This window comes from Gordonia sp. i37 (genome assembly GCF_002043085.1).
Taxonomy (GTDB): domain Bacteria; phylum Actinomycetota; class Actinomycetes; order Mycobacteriales; family Mycobacteriaceae; genus Gordonia; species Gordonia polyisoprenivorans.
Window position 1 is genome coordinate 1 of the sequence record NZ_MVPX01000646.1, and the last position, 20,907, is coordinate 20,907.

General features: G+C 63.2%; 19 protein-coding genes and 1 pseudogene. 15 read left to right on the plus strand and 5 right to left on the minus strand.

Features of this window, described 5'->3' with window-relative positions:
- Window positions 1-66: 66 nt before the first annotated feature.
- From B1964_RS29165 to B1964_RS30245, 5 genes and pseudogenes are all read left to right on the plus strand, one after another.
- A pseudogene (locus B1964_RS29165) lies at window positions 67-696 on the plus strand (IS21 family transposase); the annotation flags it as partial.
- A complete protein-coding gene (gene istB, locus B1964_RS29170) occupies window positions 693-1,541 on the plus strand; it encodes an IS21-like element helper ATPase IstB (protein WP_079932273.1) in 849 nt (282 codons plus the stop codon). The pseudogene B1964_RS29165 and the gene istB, both read left to right, overlap by 4 nt.
- Window positions 1,542-1,711: 170 nt before the next feature.
- Window positions 1,712-1,891: a hypothetical protein gene (locus B1964_RS29175; RefSeq protein ID WP_253194268.1), complete on the plus strand. Its 180-nt coding sequence runs from the start codon at window positions 1,712-1,714 to the stop codon at window positions 1,889-1,891.
- A gap of 373 nt (window positions 1,892-2,264) precedes the next feature.
- Window positions 2,265-3,641, plus strand: coding sequence for an IS1380 family transposase (locus B1964_RS29185; RefSeq protein WP_079932275.1), 1,377 nt, complete (start codon window positions 2,265-2,267; stop codon window positions 3,639-3,641).
- A 199-nt stretch (window positions 3,642-3,840) separates the two neighbouring features.
- Window positions 3,841-4,551 (plus strand): hypothetical protein, encoded by a 711-nt coding sequence (locus B1964_RS30245; RefSeq protein WP_139765961.1) that lies wholly within the window; start codon window positions 3,841-3,843, stop codon window positions 4,549-4,551.
- Window positions 4,552-5,274: 723 nt separating this feature from the next.
- Here the strand turns inward: B1964_RS30245 and B1964_RS29200 are convergent.
- Together B1964_RS29200 and B1964_RS29205 are read right to left on the minus strand one after the other, a co-directional pair.
- Window positions 5,275-6,021, minus strand: coding sequence for a glucose 1-dehydrogenase (locus tag B1964_RS29200; protein ID WP_079932278.1), 747 nt, complete (start codon window positions 6,019-6,021; stop codon window positions 5,275-5,277).
- Window positions 6,022-6,080: 59 nt separating this feature from the next.
- Window positions 6,081-7,424, minus strand: a complete 1,344-nt coding sequence (locus B1964_RS29205; protein ID WP_079932279.1) for an MFS transporter — start codon at window positions 7,422-7,424, stop codon at window positions 6,081-6,083.
- A 374-nt stretch (window positions 7,425-7,798) separates the two neighbouring features.
- On the opposite strand from B1964_RS29205, the gene B1964_RS29210 reads away from it, so the two are divergent.
- The 10 genes from B1964_RS29210 to B1964_RS29255 all read left to right on the plus strand — a co-directional run bounded on the left by B1964_RS29210 (window position 7,799) and on the right by B1964_RS29255 (window position 18,839).
- A complete protein-coding gene (locus B1964_RS29210) occupies window positions 7,799-9,484 on the plus strand; it encodes an AMP-binding protein (protein ID WP_216354309.1) in 1,686 nt (561 codons plus the stop codon).
- Window positions 9,481-10,410, plus strand: a complete 930-nt coding sequence (locus B1964_RS29215; RefSeq protein WP_079932281.1) for a TIGR03620 family F420-dependent LLM class oxidoreductase — start codon at window positions 9,481-9,483, stop codon at window positions 10,408-10,410. The genes B1964_RS29210 and B1964_RS29215 overlap by 4 nt, the downstream gene beginning before the upstream one ends.
- Window positions 10,407-11,165: an SDR family oxidoreductase gene (locus tag B1964_RS29220; RefSeq protein WP_079932282.1), complete on the plus strand. Its 759-nt coding sequence runs from the start codon at window positions 10,407-10,409 to the stop codon at window positions 11,163-11,165. The genes B1964_RS29215 and B1964_RS29220 overlap by 4 nt, the downstream gene beginning before the upstream one ends.
- A gap of 20 nt (window positions 11,166-11,185) precedes the next feature.
- Window positions 11,186-11,962, plus strand: coding sequence for an enoyl-CoA hydratase-related protein (locus B1964_RS29225; protein WP_079932283.1), 777 nt, complete (start codon window positions 11,186-11,188; stop codon window positions 11,960-11,962).
- 39 nt (window positions 11,963-12,001) lie between these two features.
- Window positions 12,002-12,781, plus strand: coding sequence for an SDR family NAD(P)-dependent oxidoreductase (locus B1964_RS29230; RefSeq protein WP_079932290.1), 780 nt, complete (start codon window positions 12,002-12,004; stop codon window positions 12,779-12,781).
- A 247-nt stretch (window positions 12,782-13,028) separates the two neighbouring features.
- Entirely contained in the window at window positions 13,029-14,249 is a 1,221-nt protein-coding gene (locus tag B1964_RS29235; RefSeq protein ID WP_079932284.1) for a cytochrome P450, read from the plus strand.
- A 40-nt stretch (window positions 14,250-14,289) separates the two neighbouring features.
- Window positions 14,290-15,846, plus strand: a complete 1,557-nt coding sequence (locus B1964_RS29240) for an aldehyde dehydrogenase family protein (protein ID WP_216354310.1) — start codon at window positions 14,290-14,292, stop codon at window positions 15,844-15,846.
- Window positions 15,847-15,901: 55 nt separating this feature from the next.
- Window positions 15,902-17,014, plus strand: coding sequence for a Zn-dependent alcohol dehydrogenase (locus tag B1964_RS29245; RefSeq protein ID WP_079932285.1), 1,113 nt, complete (start codon window positions 15,902-15,904; stop codon window positions 17,012-17,014).
- Between the two features lie 50 nt (window positions 17,015-17,064).
- Entirely contained in the window at window positions 17,065-17,403 is a 339-nt protein-coding gene (gene fdxA / locus B1964_RS29250; RefSeq protein ID WP_079932286.1) for a ferredoxin, read from the plus strand.
- 86 nt (window positions 17,404-17,489) lie between these two features.
- Window positions 17,490-18,839, plus strand: a complete 1,350-nt coding sequence (locus tag B1964_RS29255) for an FAD-dependent oxidoreductase (RefSeq protein ID WP_216354311.1) — start codon at window positions 17,490-17,492, stop codon at window positions 18,837-18,839.
- 21 nt (window positions 18,840-18,860) lie between these two features.
- On the opposite strand, the gene B1964_RS29260 is transcribed toward B1964_RS29255, so the two are convergent.
- The 3 genes from B1964_RS29260 to B1964_RS29270 all read right to left on the minus strand — a co-directional run.
- Window positions 18,861-19,466 (minus strand): TetR/AcrR family transcriptional regulator, encoded by a 606-nt coding sequence (locus B1964_RS29260; protein WP_079932287.1) that lies wholly within the window; start codon window positions 19,464-19,466, stop codon window positions 18,861-18,863.
- A gap of 1 nt (window position 19,467) precedes the next feature.
- A complete protein-coding gene (locus B1964_RS29265) occupies window positions 19,468-19,986 on the minus strand; it encodes a nuclear transport factor 2 family protein (RefSeq protein ID WP_172399017.1) in 519 nt (172 codons plus the stop codon).
- A partial coding sequence (locus B1964_RS29270) for an NADH:flavin oxidoreductase/NADH oxidase (protein WP_139765962.1) occupies window positions 19,983-20,907 on the minus strand: 925 nt, incomplete at its 5' end. The genes B1964_RS29270 and B1964_RS29265, both read right to left, overlap by 4 nt.

The following is a 20,907-nucleotide window of genomic DNA, read 5'->3' on the forward strand; positions in this document are numbered from 1 at the left end:
CCGTGAGAGCGCCACCTCTGAGACGGAGGTGGCCTAAACAAGGTCTCGACCCAGTCCAGGACGGTTCACACTGCCGCGCAACGGTGGTGGCGAACCCTGCCCGATGAGGTCACTGCCGAGCAAGCGTAAACCAGCTGCGATACGTTCTGCCGGACCCGCTCGGATGTGCGGATGCGCCCCACCGCAGATGGTCGGGCCAGTGTGATCACCGTGGCCAAACGCGAACCCCTAAGATCGCCGCCGGCTACGCCATATCCGGCTACGGTCACCGAGATGCGCACCGTGTCTCGTCAGGCGCTGGTGGCGTGGCGAGGCAACCAGTACTCGGTGCCACCGGAGGTGGCGATGAGCGAGGTCACCGTGAGCGAGCGCCTCGGTGACGGGCACATCGATATCGCCACCACCTCGGGCATCGTGATCGCTCGCCACCGACTGGCCACCGCAGGATCAGGAGCACAGGTGCGCGATCACGGCCATGTCGTCGCTCTCGACACCCTAGCCATGGCAGGCGCCTCGTCGAGTCGGCGGCCGCACCGCCGCAAGGAGCGCATCCCACCCGGCCAGGCCGCCCGTGATGCAGCAGAAGTGCTACGTCGCAACAACTCCGCCACAACCGCCGACACCTCAGCACAGGCCTCGGTGATCGACCTGAGCGTGTATGAACGCGCCGCGCAGAACAGGACCCACCTCCCATGACCACCGAGAACCCTGCAACGGATTTGAATAGTGTTGAGCCTCAGTCACAATCAGCAATATCGGTGTATCAACAACTGCGTGGTCACCTGGCTGTGCTGAAACTTGACGCTGCCGCCGAAGCGTTGCCACAGGTCCTTCAGACTGCTGGTGAGCAGGAGTGGTCGATGACCCACACTCTTGAGCACTTGTTGGGCATCGAGGTCGATGCCACCGAAGCGCGTCGGCTGGCCGGGCGGCTGCGGTTCGCGTGCCTGCCCACACCAGCGACCCTGGACGGGTTCGACTACGACGCCGCCCCCGGAGTCGATCGAGCTCTGATCCGTGAACTGGGCACCTGCGCCTACCTCGAATCTGCCACGAACGTGCTGCTCATCGGCCCACCAGGCACCGGTAAGACCCACCTGGCGGTCGGGTTGGCCCATGCCGCGGTACACGCTGGTTATCGCACGTATGTGACCACCGCGGCCGATCTGGCCGCGCGGTGCCACAAAGCCGCGATCGAGGGACGGTGGGCCACCTGCATGCGGTTCTTCGCCGGACCAACTCTGCTGGTGATCGACGAGCTCGGGTATCTGCCGCTACCGGCCGAAGCCGCATCGGCCCTGTTTCAAGTTGTGGCACAACGCTACCTGAAATCCAGCATCGTCATCACCACCAACCGATCAGTGGCCGAATGGGGCGAAGTCCTTGGTGATGCCACCGTCGCCGCCGCCATGCTCGACCGACTCCTGCACCGCTCAGTCGTCCTCAAACTCGACGGCGACTCCTACCGGCTACGCGACCACCACGCCCGCTCCCAAAACCAGCGGACAGCGGTCACACCCACCCGAAGATCGCTACAGTAGAACCCGCCCACAGGTGGGGAATTTCAGTGAACACACCTGGGGAACTTTCTTGAGCCTCGTCAACCACTGAGGCGGCCAAGGGTTGGAAGGAGCTGTGCCGGGTCACCGCGCCGAACACTCTGGTCGCGTGGGAGCAGTTACGTTAGCGGCCCGCGCGACCCACGTCTACGATGCGGCACCACCAGCTCAAGGGCGATCTGGCCACCGGTGTGCATGGGGGTGTGGTGATGGAGCAATGGCAGTACGAGGTCACCAGCTGCGGACGGGTCTGGTACCTCGTTGATGAGGCCACACACACGCTGTGGCTCAAACTCGTCAGTACTGCTCATCCCAAGCTGACCGACCGATGAATCGTGCCCCGTTGTAGGGACCACCCAGGTCGGTCCAGGGTCTTCAGTTGAACGCCCCTGTCGGCACGATCGGATATAACCGGCAAACGGCATTGGGAGGCTGGTGACTTATGGACAGCGCTGTGGTTGTGGGGAGCGTCCCGCAGTGGGTGGTGTCGGGGCAGGAGCTGCGGGCGTGGGATCAGGCCTTGGTTGAGACGACTAAGTTCAGGTGTCAGGGTTGTTCGGTCGCGATGGTGCCGAGAGCGTTTAAGCTTCGATCCACCGATTTGTATGTGTCGGGGCGGTGTGGGATAGACGAAATGCCCTGTCTGAGTGGCAGAATGGGACTTCTCTAGGGTTCCATCGGTACACGCAGAAGGGCATCTCGTAGATGCGATTGTCTCATAGTCATCCGGTCCGGTCTGCATCGTGTGATGATCCGAATCTGCTCGCTGCTGCAGGGTTGGTGCCGGTGATGGCGTTGGCCGAACGCGCCGGCCTGTCGGAGTTGGCGCGCGAGCACCTGAGCGTGCCGACCGACAAGGGCGCGAATCCGGATCGGAAAGTGTTCTCGCTGGTCGCCGGCATGGTCGCCGGCGCCGACAGCATCGACGACATGGCCGTGGTGCGGCACGGCGCGATGGGCCGGGTGTTCGACCACCCCTACGCCCCGTCCACGCTGGGATCATTCCTGCGCGAATTCCGGTTTGGGCATGTCCGCCAATTGGATGCGATCGCCACCCGGATACTGGCTGGTCTGCACGCCCACACGCCGGTCCTGGGCGGGATCGACGGCGCGGTGATGATCGACATCGACGACTCCATCATCGAAGTCCACGGGCCAGCCAAACAGGGTGCCGGGTTCGGCTATACCCGAGTGCGTGGCTTGAACTCAGCGATCACCACCCTCACGTGCGGTGAGGGTGCTCCGGTGATCGCCGCCCAGCGTCTGCGCAGAGGGGCCTGCAATTCCGCGCGCGGGGCGCACCGGTTGATCGCCGACACTCTGGCCACCGTGTCCCGGCTGCGCTCAGCTGATGCGTCGGGACCGATACTGCTACGCGCGGATTCAGCGTTCTACGTCCATCGCGCGGTGACCACCGCGCTGCGGGCCGGCGCGCAGGTGTCGGTCACCGTGCGCCAAGACAACGCGGTGCGGGCGGCGATCGCCACCATCGCCGATGATGCGTGGACGCCGATCGAGTACACCGACGCGATCTACGACGAACAGACCCAGCGGTGGATCTCGCGTGCTGAGGTCGCCGAAATACCGTTCACCGCGTTCACCTCCAAAGCCAAGCGCCTGCAGGTACCTGGGCGGCTGGTGGTGCGCCGCATCCCCGACTTTCACCCCGATGGAGACGGCCTGTTCGATGTGTGGCGTTTCCACGCGTTCTTCACCACCAGCGCTCTGGACACCGTGACCGCCGACCAGACCCACCGCGGGCACGCGATCATCGAGCAGGTCCACGCCGATCTCAAAGCCTCGGCGTTGGCGCATCTGCCATCGGGGAAGTTCTGCGCGAACGCCGCCTGGCTGGTCTGTGCGGTCATCGCGTTCAACCTCACCCGAGCCGCGGCGACCCTCGGCGGGCAACGCCTGGCGAAAGCCACCCCCTCCACGATCCGCCGTACCCTGATCTGCATACCGGCCCGCATCGCGTCCTCAGCTCGGCGCATCACGATGCACCTACCCGCCCGATGGCCATGGACTAACGAGTGGAACCTGTTGTTCGACAACACCATCGGGCTACAATACGCAGCCTAAACCCTAACCACTCGGCCCATCAGCCCCGAACCCGAAACCCAGTGAAAAACGCCGAATCCCGAGATCGGCGACTCACACATGCCCGGCGCCACCCCCAACGTGCTTAACACGTTTCACCACACCTCAGAAGGCCGACCGGTGGATCGAGGTTAAGCCGACAAACCGAGTGCAGGGGCATTTTGCGACGTGGCGGGGCAGGATGCACGACGATGACTGCGAGCTGGTCAAAGAGGTTGCGTCAGCGGGGGATTCCGACCAGTCGGGCACGTGGCGCGGCCGGAATGTTGTTTGGCCGGTTCGGCTTGTCGATGATGAGCCCCGAAAAGTGCGCGGACCAGGGGTTGATGGGCCGCTTCCGCCAGCTGAGGACCGTCGCGAGACTACGCGGCGAAGTGCTTCTGGAGACGACAACGATGCTGGCGATACTGCTACCGCGAAGTCGATCCGCCCGTTCGCACTGGCCTACCGCGATATGACGCTTGAGGAACGCAAAGAGACGCCTATTGCTCTGCCCGGAGTCGAGGCCGATCGCTATCAGTACGCGTTCAAGGGTCTTCCGAAGTGGCAGACGCAGGAGCTCCCGTGCATTCGGGTCTTCCATGGACCGCTGCGGTACACCAGCGAGCTTCGCGACGAGGCCGGGGCGTTTCATATCGAGCTGTATGCGGGCGGGGAGTACGAGGATGGCGGTTTCGGTGCTCCGTGGACGCTCGTGTTGGCGCACGGTGAGTGGTCAGCGAGAGCCCGCGCGTTGCTAGTCGATGAGTTTGAGTCAGCCCGCCAGGAGGCTAGAACGAGCAGGCAAATCCCGCAGGTGTATGCGCTCGCCCGACAGGATGCAGACAATGTGAACCTGCTCCATGTCGATCGGCGTTCACGCATCGCGTTCACAAAGCAGCAGCAGAAGTAGCGTCGCGTGGCGGAGTGAGGGCCTTCGGCCCAGGAACCAATCGATCCGCTGACGTGACGGTGCTCCGCCGGCCTTTGTGGTTGCATGTGCGAGTATCGGCCGTGATGGGTGTCGATTGCCGTAGGGAATCGGTTGTGTGGCAGGGGGTTTAATTCTGTTGTGCGGTATTATGTTTCATGTGGGAGTTAGAGCGCGCCCGTAGGGCGGCCAGTGGGTGTTGGGTGCAGGGTCGGCCGCAGGCGCGGGGACGTCAGTGGCCCGATACCCAGACCAGGTGCGCGGTGGCGGGAACACCTTCACCGGGACGCTCTGCTTCTCCCGTAACTCCGTCGTTAATCGGGACCAGCAACCTGGCGTTTGCGCAGGGCACTGATCCTTGCAGGTCGCGCCATGCTGCTGGAGCCGGGCGCTGGTGACTAAGCGTCAGGGGGCGGTACGTACCGACGCGGTATCGGTCCACTAGCGAGTCAGCAGTGGGGGCAGGGAGACGACAAAGCTCACAGGCGGACACCAGTTGCCGCCATCGCGGCCTCGACGGCTTCAGGTTCCCCCTACAAAAAGGCTGGTTACCTACGGGGCGGTAGTAGCACTGCCGGCGATCCCGCAGGCAGCGGACGACGACCCACCCCGTGATTGACAGAACACGCAATACCAAAGTTCTCGTCGCAACTCGCGGCAGTTCGGATCGACACGTGATGCCCGTGACCGGCAACATGCCGATGCCTATTGTGCGGTGAGGCCGCCGTCGATGACGTGTTCGCTTCCGGTCACGTACGACGAGGCGTCGGACGCCAGCCAGAGCACCAGTTCCGTCACTTCTTCGGGTTCGGCCATACGGCCCAGGGTGATCATGGATGCGATCCCGCCGCCTTCGGCGTCGGTGGCTGCCTTCATCATCGGGGTCTTGATGTAGCCGGGGTGCACTGAGTTGACGCGAATCTTGTCCTTGCCGTAGGAAACTGCTGCGTGCTTGGTCATGCCTCGCGACGCGAACTTGCTACCGACGTAGGCGATGTTGGGAGCTCCCACGATCGAGACGAGGCCGGCCACTGATGATACGTTGATGATCGAGCCGCCACCGGCACGCTGCATGAACGGAACCACTGTCTTCATTCCGAAAAACTGAGAGTGCTGGTTCACAGCGCAGACGTGCAAGTAGGCCTCTTCGCTGAATTCGACTGTGTCGCTGACGGGTCCGATGATTCCCGCGTTGTTGACCAAGATGTTGACGTGGCCAAACTGTCGGGCGGCTTCGTCGGCGATCCTGGTCCATTCGGAAAGTGACGTCACGTCCGCTTGGATGAAGTAGGCGTTGGACCCCAGTTGACCGGCGATGTCCTTGCCCGCCTGGTCGTTGATGTCTACCAGGAGCACTTTCGCTCCTTCGGCGACGAACCGGCGAGCGTGGGCCTCGCCCATGCCTTGTGACGCTCCGGTGATGATGGCTACTTTGTCGTCGATCTGGCCCATCTGTGGACCTCCCTATCGTGCTTCGTGGGTGCATTGTCTTGATCCGACGTGGCGATGGGTCAGCTCGGTTGCGGACTCGCGGGCTCGGACGGCCGCGCCTCGGTCGGCGCGTGGCTGAGTCGCCTGAGGTATGTAGCCGCGATGACGGCGATCACCAGGAGCACAACCGTCGCCAGATACAGGCTGCGGATCGACGCGAACGACAGTGCATATCCGGCGAGGATCGGAGCAACAATGGCTCCGACTCGGGCCACGCCGATCATCGAGCCCATGCCTCGGGTACGCGCGAGGACTGGATAGACCAGTGTGCTGGTGACGGTGGCCGCCATGGCGCCGTAGATGGTGAGCCCGAGCAGTAACGCGAGAATCAGTGCCGCCGAACCCTTAAGCGTCAGAGCAAATCCCACCATCGCCAGCGCGCCGATCAAGGAGCCCGTCACCGCGTAACGGGCGGGGATGACCCTATGGCCGATCGCTGCGTACAGAGCCGCGCCGGCAAGCGTTCCGAGGGAGACCATCAGGCCGGCCAGGGCTCCATCTGCCTTGTCCGAGGTCGCATCGGTGACAAGCTTTGGAGTCCACGAGCTGACGAAATAGAAGGCTGCGGACAGTGCTCCGTACAACGCCCACAGGCACAGAGTGGTTGTGCGGAGTTCACGGCCGAGTAGGCGAACCTTGCTCGCAGGCGCCTCCGCGGGCGCCGCCGGGGTTGGCTCGGAGAGGACGCTGTCCTTGTCCATACCGAGCCGAGCGAGAATCTGGGATGCTCGTTCCTTCGACTCCGGATCGCCCCGACTGAGCAGGAACGCCGTTGACTCGGGCATGAACATCGCTGTGAAACCCAGGGCGATGACGCAGAGCACCAGTCCGATCCAGAACATCCCCTGCCAGGAGCCGCCAACCGCGGAGAGCAGCCCGGTGCTGGCCAGTCCTGCGATGGTGCTTCCTAGCGGATATCCCAGCATGACAACGCCTACCGCGAAACTTCGCCAGCTGGCAGGCACGACCTCAGGGGCCAAGACCACAACGACGGTCGCGATGGTTCCAACGGCGATACCTGTGATGAGTCGAGACCCGATAAGAGTCCAGTAGTTCGGTGCCAACGCAGACGCGGTCAGACCGGCCGCGTTGAGCGCGAGTGCTTGCAGAAGGACCAGACGCCGGCCGTAACGGTCGGCGAGTGGTGCGAAAGCAATAGAGCCGATACCCATACCCACCAGGGCTGCGCTGAGGAGGTAGCCCTTCATCGCGTCCGAGGCGAAGTCATCGGGAAGATGAGGAAGAGCGAATCCCATGATGAAGATGTCGTAGCCATCGAGTGCGTTGAGCAGGGTGCACATGAGGATGACGACGATCTGGAAGGGACGCAGCGGGGGACGGGACAATTGCGTTTCGCGACTCATGGCGCGCCTTTCGTTGAGTGGCACCAAGACCGAAGAAGGGGCTCAAGCACGGAGCAACACGCGTTGTCATAACGAGAAACTGCGAGCTCCGTGAAGGACTGCCGCAGCTCCTGCACGTCGCCCAGCGACCGGCGGCCGGGAGTGCGCATATTGAATCGGACGGACGATTCAATAATGGAGGGAGTGTAGGACTGGTCACTCTTCCGAGTCAAGAAGTCCGTCGACACAGTGTCGGAACCTTTGACGGTTTCACCACCGTTCGGACAGTGATCCACATGACATGGCGCCGACCACCCCGGTATTGACCACAATGTCGCGCGGGTCATAGTATGTATTGAATCGAGCAACCGATTCAATAACCCACGGAGGGGCATGTGATCCAGACCGACGAGCTTATTCGTGGTGGCATGGCGTGGTCGGCTGAGCAGCGGGCCGACTTCGTGCGCGTCGGCGACTGGCGCGACATTACCTTCCTGGACGACTTTCTCGAGCGTGCATCCACGCACCCCGAGAAGACCGCCATCGTCTCCTACCGTCGAGATGCCGAGACGACGAGGGTCTCCTATGGACAGTTGCTTCGCCTAGTGAACCGATTTGCCACCAAGATGATCGAGCTGGGTGTGGCCAAGGGCGACGTGGTGACCATCCAGGTAGCCAACGGTTGGGAGGGTCCCGCGCTCGCACTGGCAGCAATGCGTGCAGGTGCTGTTCCCAACCCGATTCCCATCATCTACCGAGAGCATGAGCTCCGGTTCATGGTCGACCACGCGCGGTCCAAACTTTTCTTCGTGCCCGCCCTGTTCCGTGGGTACGACTATGCCGCGATGGGTGCCGCGCTGTTGAACGAGATCGACACCCTCGAGCACGTTTTCGTGCTTGGTCAAACCGGCGGCGGTTCGGGGCTCGAATCGTTTGCTACAGCGTTCGAGACCGGGGAAATCGCGGTCGATGAGCACCAACTCGATGAACTCCGGCCCCACCCCGATGATCCTGCGATGCTGGTGTTCACTTCGGGGACCACCGGTGTCCCGAAAGCGGCGCTGCACTCCTACAACACCGCGTGGTCGGGGTATCAGCGTGTGATCACGACAGCGCTGGCGCTGACCGAGGACGATGTTGCTTTCATGGCGTCGACCATCGGCCATCTCACTGGTTTCATCCATGGGATGCTCGTACCGCTGTCTTCGGGTCAGAAAGTTGTGTACCAAGACCTTTGGGATGTCGAAGAGATGCTCAGCATCCTTGACAGCGAGCAGATCACGTGGACCCTGTCGGCGACGACCTTCGCGCTCGACATGCTCGACGTCGCCGCCAAACGAGGCATCGACAATGTCCGACTCCGCGCCTTCGCCTGCGGCGGCGCCGCTATCCCGCCACCGCTCGCTCATGCGATGCGCAATGTGTTCGATTGCAGCCTGGTGTCTCTGTGGGGTTGCTCGGAGACGGGCATCGCCTCGATCCACAGCCTCGACGCCTCCGTTGAAACACTCTCACTCAGTGACGGGTTCCAGGTCCCCTGGCAGCAGGTGCGAATCGTCGACGACGCCGAAGTCCCGGTCGAGCGGGGTGCGGTAGGGCGTCTGCAGGTCCACGGGCCCAGCGTGTTCCTCGGCTACTACCGCCAGCCTGACCTGACTGCGGCCGCGTTCACCAACGACAACTGGTTCGATACTGGAGACCTCGGCCGGATCACCCCCGACGGTGGAATCCGGATCGCGGGACGTACCAAGGACATCATTGTCCGAGGTGGACAAAATATCTCGGCACTTGAGGTCGAGAACGCGCTGTTCGATCACCCCAAGGTGCACGAGGTCGCAGTGGTACCCTATCCCGACCAGAGACTGGGCGAGAAAGTGTGCGCAGCAGTGGTTCCGAATGGGGAAGCACCTACCCTCGCCGAACTGACTGCGCACCTGGATGCAGCAGGCCTCGCGAAACCTCTGTGGCCGCAGCGGCTGCTGATCCTCGACGCGATGCCGCGCACGCCGTCGGGTAAGATCCAGAAGTTCGTCCTTACCGACAGCCTGGCGAAAGCGGACCTCGCCGGAGACGCCCAGTGAGCACTTCGCCCACTACCGTCGATGCTGGCCGGCAGTCCACCCTGGCAACCGTTGGATTGTGGACGCCGCACTTGGACTCTCTCCCCATACCCGAGGCACAACGGATCGCCAAGGAGGTCGAGGACCTCGGGGTCGAGATGATGTGGGTGCCCGGGGACGCCGCGCGCGAGGCGCTTACTGCCGCGTCGGCCTACCTCGCCGCCACCGACACGCTGACGGTTGGTAGCGGCGTGGCCAGTATCTATGCTCGCGATCCGTTGGCGATGGCAGCAGGACGCAGAGCGTTGGAGGAGCAGTTTGGCGACCGTTATCACCTGGGCCTGGGTGTAAGTCATTCCTCGTTTGTGGCTCGCCGTGGTCAGATATACCAGCGACCGTTGGCGGCGATGAACGACTATCTCGATCGGATGGCCGCTGCCGCGTCGACTCGCCATGAGGTCCAAGGCGCCACACGGACCGTCCTCGGTGCGCTGGGCCCCCGAATGCAGGACATCGCCGCCGAGAAGGCCGACGGCGTCCTGACCTACAACGCATCGGTGTCCCATACTCGGGCGACACGAGAGCGCCTCGGCGGCGATGCCCTGGTCGTGGTGACCCAAGTCGTCTGCGATGTCAGGTCTGACGACGAGGGTGATCGTCTGGCTCGCGAATATCTCGCGTTCTACCTACAGCTGCCGAACTACGTGAACCACTTCCGCCGGCTCGGGTTCACTGACCGGGATTTCGCCGACGGAGGGAGCGCAGCCCTGGTCAGTGAGCTGTTTGTGTGGGGAATCGATCGTGTGACGCAACGGGTCGGTGACCACTTGGCTGCGGGAGCCGACCAGGTAGTACTCAACGTCGTCGCCGCCGACAGGAAGACACCCCCTGTGCGCGCATGGTCCGACATCGCCACGGTGGCAGCACGAATCGAGGAAGCGCGATGAGCACGCAGGGCGTCACGATGATCACCGGCGCCAGCTCGGGCCTGGGCGAGGGTATGTCCAGAGAGCTGGCCGACCGCGGCCACGACCTGGTGCTGTTCGCCAGACGAATCGACCGGCTCACAGAGATCGCCACGGAGATCGAACACCAGTCGTCCAGCTCGGTCGACGTTCGCGCCCTCGACGTCAACGACCACACCGCAGTCTTCGACGAGTTTCAAGCGGCAGCGGACCGTCACGGCCACATCAGCCGCGTCGTGGTGAACGCCGGGATCGGGAAGGGGGGCAGGATCGGCGCGGGGCGATTCACAGCCAACCGCGACACCCTGATGACCAACGCGATTGGCGCCCTCGCGCAGATCGAGGCCGCGATGGAACTGTTCTACTCCCAGGGGTCCGGACACTTGGTGGTGATGTCATCGGTGACCTCCGGTCGCGGTCTTCCCGGCCCGATGAACGCCTACGCCGCCGGCAAAGCAGCGCTCACCCAGATCGCCGCCGGCATTCGACTCGATGTGGCCGCCAAGCAGCTTCCGATCAAGATCACCACACTGCGCCCGGGCTACATCGAATCCGAGATGCAGGACCGCACCGGCCGCAAACACCCCCTTCTGGTCGATGCCCAGACCGGAGCGCGAGCACTCGCCGACGCCATCGACCGGGGCAAAGCCGAAGAATGCGTACCCCGATGGCCTTGGACGGCCTACAGCGCACTCATCAACCACGCTCCCCGCCCACTTCTGAACCGACTTCTATAGCAGCAGAACGGATTTGCGTAATGACCGATTCGTACGTGACCCTCGATCGCCGCGGCGACACCGCGGTGGTCACCATCGACAATCCGCCGGTGAACGCCTTGCACCCCGACGTCGCAGACGCCATCGCGGCTGCCGCACAGAAGGTCGAGGACGACACTTCCTTCCGATCGATGATCCTCACCGGGCGGGGACGGTGCTTTGTCGCCGGCGGCGACATCAGATACTTCACGAGCATCGACCGTGCCGGCGCGGCTCGGATGGCTCTGCGAGTGCAGGCCATGCAGGAACGCCTGTTCTCTCTCCGGGTGCCGGTGATAGCGGTCCTCAACGGTCATGCGCTCGGCGGCGGGTGCGAACTCATGCTCTCCTGCGACATCGTCATCGCTTCGTCGGCCGCTACCATCGGCATGACCGAAGTCAGCCTGGGACTCATCCCTGGCGCCGGCGGTACGCAGATGCTGTTCACCGCCCTGCCGGCCGGCACCGCCAAACGAATGCTCTTCACTGGCGACCGGATTTCTGGCACCGAGGCGCACGAGTTGGGCCTGGTGGACGCGGTTCACGAACCCGAGGCGGTCCTCGACGAGGCTCTGGCGGTGTGCGATCGGATCAACCAAGCAGGCCCCCTCGCTGTCGAAGCGGCGAAGCGGTCGGCCAATCATCGGCTTCGCCACTCACTCGACGAGGGCCATCGACGAGAAGTCGAAATCTTTTCGGCACTGTTCGACACCGACGATCACCGTGAAGGCATCACCGCCTTCATCGACCGACGCACCCCCCAGTACCGCAGGCAGTGACATGACAGACCAGATCACCACCACATGAACGGAGACCCGATGGCAGCGCACGCTGTGGACGTTGCAGGCGGCGAGAAACAAGCGCCGGTCGCGGTCGTGACCGGCGGCGCCGGCGGTCTCGGACGGTCGGTGTGCCATCGGCTGGCCCGTTCCGGCCACCACGTCTGCGTCCTCGACATCGACGCGGACAGCGCCGAATCGACCGCCGTTGACGTACGCAACGCCGGTGGCCGAGCGTCGGCACACCCGGGAGACCTCACCGACAGAGACTTCATCGAGTCGACCAACTCATCCATCACCGACACCTACGGCGCGCCGACGACGCTGATCACCCTCGCCGGCGCGGTACGTAATGCCGTGCTGTCCAAGATCACCGAGGACGACTTCTCGCTCGTCCTGGACACCCACCTTCGCGCGACCTTCCGCTGCGTGCAGATCTTCGCTCCCGCGATGAAGAAGGCCCAGCATGGGCGAGTGGTCACCACGAGTTCAGTCGCCGCGCGCGGCACTGTTGCCGGCATCAGTTATGGCGCGGCCAAAGGCGGCATCGAAGCCTTGACGCGCTCGGCAGCAATCGAACTGGCCCCCTTTGGTGTCACGGTCAACTGCGTGGCACCCGGCGTCGTGGCCACCGGGATGTTTCTGAACACGCCCGAGGATTTCCGCCTTCGTCAAGCCGAGTCGATCCCCATGAAGCGAGCAGCCGATCCCGACGAGATCGCATCGTGTATCGAGTTTCTCACCTCCGCGGGCGCGGCCTATGTCACCGGCCAGACACTCACCATCGACGGCGGGCTCTCGGTGGGGCCGTTCAAGTAAATCCCGACCTCGGCACAACGCCCCCGACGAGCACTGGCGCCCATCTCCACGGAGGTGAGCGCCAGTGCTTCGTTGCGCATCTGCGGGTTACCTACAAACAAAAAATACGTAGTCATCTCCGTATGTGTGCGGTGCCACACTCGGAGCGGGTCGTGAGACTGTAGTCACAGCGACATTGAATCGAGCGGACGTTTCATACCGTCGATCGGTTGCAGCCCGTGACTCACAGAGAAAGCAGATTCTGCCGATGACCACTACCACTCCGGCAATGCCCGACGTACTGTCCGCGGAGTTCGCCGAGAACCCTCACAAGTACTACAAGATCATGCGGGACCACTACCCGCTGCTGCATCACGAAGCGAGTGGCTACTACTTCGTCAGCCGGTACGAGGACGTGGCGCGGGGGTACCGCGATTCCGACGTTTTCAGCAACGAGAACTACGGGTTCCAGATGGAGCCGGTGATCGGCCGCACGGTGATCCAGATGTCGGGCCGCGAGCACGCGGTGAATCGCCAGCTCATCACGCCGGCACTGCGCGGACAGTACCTGAACGATCTGCTGCCCGAGGTGGACAAGATCGCCGAAGAGATGATCGCGAAGCTCGACGACGAGGCCGAAGACGGTGTTGTCGATGTCGTCGAGAGCTTCACCAAGTGGTTCCCGATCAACGTCATCATCCGCATGCTCGATCTCCCGGCGGCGGATCTGCCGAAGTTCCACGACTGGTACTCCTCGCTGATGGCTTTCCTCGCCAACTTGACGCAGGATCCCGCCATTCACGAGTGGGGTATGCGGACCCAGCGCGACTATCCCGCCTACATTCTTCCGATCATTGCCGAGCGCCGACAGAACCCGGGAGACGACCTCATCTCGCGGCTCTGCCAGACCGAACTCGAGGGCGAGACGCTCTCGGATGAGCAGATCAAGGCACTCATCGGGCTTCTGCTGATCGCTGGCGGCGAGACAACGGACAAGGCGATCGCCAGCACCCTCAAGCACCTGATGCTCAACCCTGAGCAGCTCGAGGCTGTCAAGGCCGACCCGTCGCTGGCGACACAGGCTCTGGTCGAGAACCTGAGGTACCATCCGCCGGTCCAGATCATCCTGCGCACCGCGACCCAGGACGTCGAGGTCGCCGGCGGCCTGATCCCGGCGGGCAGTGTGGTCGCGTGTGTCAACGGCGCCGCCAACCGCGACGAGCGCCAGTACCCCGATCCGGACCGCTTCGACATCTTCCGGGACGACATCTCACTCAAGTCCGCGTTCGGCGGATCTGCCGATCACATCGCATTCGCGCTCGGTCGGCATTTCTGCGTGGGTTCCCTGCTGGCCAAGCGCGAGGCCGAAACCGCGTTGAACCTCCTCCTCGCGAAGTACCCGGATCTTCATTTCCCCGACGGCTACGAGCCGCAGGACGCCGGTCTGTTCACCCGCGGACCCGAGTCGCTGCTCATCGCCATCTCATGACCCACTCGACAGACTTCGTTTCAAAGGAGCACGACCCATCATGACCACGACCGCGCCCCAGGACGTCGCTGAGCAGAGCGCAGACAGCCAGCCCCACTACTCGATGTTCATCGACGGCGCCGACGTCGACAGCTCGGAGCATTACGAGCTGAGGAACCCCGCCACGGGTCAGGTGTTCGCCACCGTCGCCAAGGGCGATACCTCCCACGCCGACACCGCCGTCGCAGCCGCCAAACGCACCTTCGAATCCGGCGAGTGGCGAAACCTGCCCGCCGGTCGCCGGGCCGAGATCCTCGAGGCTGCCGCCGCCCGGATCGAAAGTCGCGGCGAGGAACTCACGCTGCTGGCAACCATCGAGGGCGGCGCCCCGCTGCGTCTGTCGAACGCCTTCGTCGCCGGCATGCCGGTCAGCAATCTGCGTTACTTCGCCGAGCAACTGCGCAAGTATGAGTTCGAGTCTGCCGGCCCGATCACCGGTCCGATCCTGGCCGCAGGAAAGATCAAGAGGGAACCGCTAGGCGTGTGCGTAAGCATCGTCCCGTGGAACTTCCCGGTGGCGCTGGCGGTGTGGAAGATCGGTCCGGCGCTGGCCGCCGGAAACTCGGTCGTACTCAAGACCGATGAGAAGACACCGATCGTGTCGACCATCCTCGCGCAGGAACTGCACGCAGCAGGGGTTCCCGCAGGTGTCTTCAATGTCGTCACCGGCGACGGCGAGGTGGTGGGCGCCCATTTGACAGAGCATCCCGACGTTCGCAAGATCTCCTTCACGGGATCCACCGCGGTTGGCAAGCAGGTGGCCTCTGCCAGTACCAGCAACCTCAAGAGGGTGACCCTCGAGCTCGGCGGTAAGGGCGCAAACATCGTTCTTCCTGATGCCGATCTACGTCTGGCGGTGGACGGCTCGTTGTGGGCGTTCCTGATGCATGCCGGTCAGGCGTGCGAATCGGGAACGCGCTTGCTGCTGCCGGCAGAGATCCATGACGAGTTCGTGGACCGGATGATTGCCCGGCTGAAGACCATCCATATCGGTGATCCCGCCGACCCGGCGACCGACCTCGGGCCGTTGATCAGCGCCGAACAGCGCGATCGAGTCCTGAGCTACATCGACATCGCCAAGCAAGAGGGCGCGACGGTCAGCTATGGCGGTGGCGTCCCGGCCGGGGATCAGTACCAGAACGGCTACTGGGTTGAGCCAACCATCCTCACCGGCGTCACCAACGACATGCAGGTGGCGCGTGAGGAAGTCTTCGGCCCCGTGCTCGCGGTGATCCGGTACGACTCAATCGACGAAGCCATCAAGATCGCCAACGACACCGAGTACGGCCTTTCGGCCGGACTCTGGAGTCGCGATACCACCGCCGCCCTCGAGATCGCCGACAAGATCGAGGCGGGATCGGTATGGATCAACGACTGGCATATGGGCAACGAGCAGTACCCCTTCGGCGGGTTCAAGCAGAGCGGCGTCGGCCGAGAACTCGGCGCGCACGCCTTCGATGCCTACACCGAAGTTAAGTCGGTGCAGTTCGCCATCGACCCCCGAGTGGAGTACCGCGCCTACGGACTGCTCTTGTCCGAGCCGGCCCCCACCGAATAGCCCACTCGCACAACACACCCACATCACGCTGTTCTGACTTACCTGGAGACCCGACATGAAAACGCAAGCTGCAGTCCTGTACGAAGCCGGCAAGCCGTTCGAGATCGAAGAACTCGAAGTGGTAGCGCCCGACGACTACGAAGTCCTCGTCCGCTACGACTACTCCGGGTTATGCCACTCCGATCTGCACATGGTCAAGGGGCACCTGCCATTCCGCGCACCGATGGTGTTCGGCCACGAGGGATCAGGCGAAATCCTCGAGGTCGGCGCCAAGGTCAGCAACGTCGAAGTCGGTGACCACTTCGTCGCGTCCTTCTTTCCCGTGTGCGGGCGGTGCCGATGGTGTGCGACCGGAAACTCGCGCCTGTGTGACATGGGCGCAAACGGACTCGAAGGGTTCCTGCCGGGTGGCCGGTTCCCCTTCCAGGGCAAGGCCGGCGAATACGGCTCGATGATGACGGTGGGCACCTTCAGTCAGTACGCCACGATCCACCAGGATTCTGTGGTGAAGATCGACAACGACCTTCCGCTGGACAAGGCAGCACTCGTCGGATGTGGAGTTCCGACCGGCTGGGGATCCGCGGTCAACTCCGCGAACGTCCGTGCCGGAGACACAGTGGTCATCTACGGCATCGGCGGCATCGGCACCAACGCAGTTCAGGGCGCCGCCTACGCCGGCGCCCAGCACCTCATCGCAGTCGATCCCGTACCGTCCAAGCGAGACAATGCGAAGCGATTCGGCGCCACTCACACCGCGGGCTCGGCCGAAGAGGCTCTTGCGCTGGTCACCGAACTCACCCGTGGCGTCGGGGCTGACAGCACGATCATCACGATCGACCAGTTGACCGCCGAATCGGTCTCCGATGCCGCAGCCGCCACCTCTAAGGGAGGGACGATCGTCATCACCTCGATGGGACAGTACGAAGAGGACACGATTCAGCTGTCCGGAGTGCAGCTGGCGCTGTGGGGAAAGACCATCGCGGGGTCGCTGTACGGCGGGTGCAACCCCGTACACGACATCCCCAAGTTGCTGAATCTGTACCGCACCGGTCACGTCAAGCTCGACGAGCTGATCACGCAGACGTACTCCCTGGATCAGGTGAATCAGGGCTACGCCGATCTTGACAACCACAAGAACATCCGAGGCGTCATCGTCCACGAGCACTGACGGCGGTACTGGGAGTTCGCACATAACTATTTGGTACGAATGGTGAAATCATGGCGTTTGTAATCTCCGGTGCTTGCACCGACGTCCTCGACAAGAGTTGTATTGAAGCCTGTCCGGTTCATTGCATCTACCAGGGCGAACGGAAGATGTACGTGCAACCCGACGAATGCATCGACTGCGGTGCGTGCGAACCCAATTGCCCCGTCGAGGCGATCGCCTATGAGTTCGAGGTTCCCGACGACCAGCAAGAACACATCCAGGACAACCGGGACTTCTTTTACCTCCCGCTGCCTGGCCGGGATCAGGCCCTCGGCGTGATCGGAGACGCACGCGACTTCGGCAAGGCTGGAGTTGACACTCCGCTGGTCGCGGAATCACCCCGGTCGTAGCGGCATCCGTTGTGCCGGACTGCAAACGCGCAGTCCGGCACAACGGAACTCGACTCGCACAGAGACATTCAAAGCAGGAGCACAAGGTGGACAACCAATTTCGCATCGCCGTCATCGGATCGGGCCCGGCCGGCCTCTATGCCGCGGAGGAGCTCGTCCGAGCCACAGACGCCGACATCCATGTCGACCTCATCGACAGGCTCCCGACTCCCTATGGACTCGTGCGCTACGGCGTCGCTCCTGACCACCCGCGCATCAAATCGGTGACGAAGAGCCTGCAGAAGATCCTGGAACATCCGCGAATTCGATTCCTGGGCAATGTCGAGTACGGCAGAGACCTCACCCGCACCGACCTCGACGCCGACTATCACGGAGTCATTTTCGCAACAGGGGCCTCGCTGGATCGCCGCCTGAACATCCCCGGCGAGGATCTGCAGGGCAGCACCTCAGCCACGAAGTTCGTGGCTTGGTACTCCGGACATCCCGACAGCACCGGCGACTTCTCTCTCGATGCCACCAGTGCGGTGGTCGTCGGAGCAGGCAATGTCGCCCTCGACGTCGCCCGGATTCTCGTGAAAGCAGGTGATGCACTGCGCAGCACCGACATTCCAGGCGCGGTACTGGACCATCTCGGAGTCAGCCGAGTGGAGCATGTGCACATCCTGTGCCGCCGCGGCCCGCAATTCGCAAAGTTCACGACAAAGGAACTCCGCGAACTCCGGGCACTCGACGATGTCGACGTGATCGTGGACCCCTCAGCCCTCGACGGGATTGACGAGACCGATCTCGACAAGCCGACCCTGACCAACCTACGGGTATTCCGCGAGTTCGCCGACAACCGACGGACAGGGGCTCGTCGCACCATCGAATTCCATTTCTCGTCCAAACCGGTCGAGATTCTCGGCGACGCCGGCAACACTGTCCGAGCCGTCACCGTGGAGCGCACAGACACCCCGGCAACCGCGGGCACCGCGCAGACACAGGAGCTTTCAGCGCAACTTGTGCTCCGTTCCGTGGGGTACCGCGGTAGAGCGCTCCCGGACCTACCTTTCGAAGCCGAGCGCGGGATCATCCCCAACATCGACGGGCGGATCATCAACGCCGACGGCGGCGACGTGTCCGGCTACTACGTCTCCGGATGGTGTAAGCGGGGGCCGTCCGGGGTGATCGGTACCAATCGAATCGACTCAGCCCAGACTGTCGAGGCGGTCCTCGACGACATCCGCTCGGGAAAGCTGAGTGGAGATGTCGACCTGACGGGCGATCCGGCATGGCTTGCCCGCCACGGTCATACCGTCATCGACTACGGCGGATGGCTCTACATCGACGCGGAGGAGCTCGATCGAGGGTCGGCGCAAGGCCGAGAGCGGACGAAGATCTCGGACTGGGAGACCCTCCGACGGATCGGTCTCGCCAGGGCGGTCACCTCTGTGTGACCCCAGGCAGGGCCGGGGTTGTCATGTCGAGGTTACGACCCCGGCCAACCGGCGGGCCAGCTCGACATAGCCGGCGGTGATCTCCTCAAGGCCGAGCGGGCCGGCGGGGTCATACCAACCGGAGATGGCCGTGAGCATCGCCAGCAGCGAGGCGCTGGTGAGTGTCACGTCGATGACCGCAAAGTCCCCCGATTCCTCGCCTTGCGCGAGGATCTTGTGCAGATTCAGGTCGAATCTGTCTCGTAGCTCACTGTAGGCCAGGTGGCGATCGCGCGATAACGCCCGGGTTTCGATACTCGCGATGAACGTTTCCTTGTGCCGCGTCACATGCCACTTGACGAGAATGCGCACAAAGGTGTCCAGACGTGCCACCGGATCTGATTCGGGTGTGGCGGCCAGGGCACTTTCGAGATCGTCGACAATCTCTTCCAGCAAGTCCGACAGCAGACGGAACAGAAAGTCCTCTTTGCTCTTGAAATGGTAGTAGAGGGCGCTGGAGGTGAGATCGGCAGACTCGGCGAGCCGGCGGGTGTTCATGGCGTCGTATCCGAACTCATACAACAGATCCACTCCGGCTGCGCGGATGCGTGGCCACGTCGACTCGCGAGTCGATCCGACCTTCCTCACTTCAACTCCTACTCGCCGGTGCTGACGGGACGGCGGCGCCGCCAGAGTCTTCGACGGGAACTGGCGCGGGAACGGTCAGACCCACATCCATCGGGTCAGAAACGAACCAACGGGTGACCGTCCGACTCCTGATGTACCACCGGCCGTCGATCTTCGAATAATGGTCATCGTAACTTGCCGCCACCAGGCATGGCTGCTGGTCATGGGTGACACAGATCGCGAAGGAGTCGCTAATACCGGTCGCATCGCCCTCAGACTGGAACTCCACGATGTGATTCGTTGTCCAGTGACGAGTGCTTGCATAGGCACCGCTGACAAACCCGATCGCCTGGCGCAATTCCTCCTTCCCGTGGAAGCGTCCACTACGCCTTCCGACGATGTAATTGCCGTCCTCGGTCCAGATACCGAGGAACACGTCGCGGTCACGCCGGTCAATACCCACGCAGTACCGCGCCGCAAGCTCGTTGATCGCCAGTTGGTCCGCGACCCGAACCACTTCTTCTGTATGCGCAGAACTCACGATCGCACCTCCGCCCCGGGGGCCGTCGCGACGCGATCACTCGGTTCGTGACACGGCTGCTCCGCCGAAGCGGAGGCATGGAATCGCGCCAGTTGACGGTCACGCTTGGCCACCCAGCTGCGGCTCTGCACCGCCAACAGTGAGTACCGATCCGTGGAATCGGGGGCCAGGGTGTCACAAGCGCGGAGGGGCCACGACGGGTCTACCAGGGCTTGTCGTCCCAGGGCCACCAGGTCGGCCGCGCCACTCGTAACGATGTCGTCGGCTTGGTGTGGATCGACGACCATCCCCACTGCCATGGTCGCGATATGCGCCTCGGCACGCACCGCCTGTGCGAACTCCACCTGATAACCCGGACCGATGGGCCGGGAGTACCCACTGCCGATCCCTCCGGACGAACAGTCGATCACGTCCACACCGGCGCACGCGAACGCACAGGCGATCTCCACCGAGTCCTCGACGGTGAGTCCACCCGGTGAATTGTCGACAACGGACAGGCGAACCAGCAGAGGACGGTCGTCGGGCCATACCGCCCTGACCGCGTCAACGACGGCAAGTGGGTATCGCATGCGGTTGCGCAGCGAACCACCGAACTCATCGGTTCGTGTATTACTCAGGGGCGACAAGAAGCTGTGCAGGAGGTATCCGTGCGCGGCATGGATCTCGAGGACGTCGAAGCCGGCGTTTGCGGCGCGTTTCGCCGCAGCGACCCAGTCGCGCAGTTGTTGTTCGAGATCAGACGACGTGAGAGCGTTGGGGCGTTGCCAGCCCGGTGCGTGTGGTTCGTCGGTCACCGACTCGATGGGCCACTGAGAGGCAGGGCGCCGGTCCTCCTCGCTGACCCATGGGGGGGGTGTTGCCGACTTTGCTCCGGCGTGGCCGAGCTGGACCCCGGCAGTGGCGCCCAGCGAATGGAGAAGA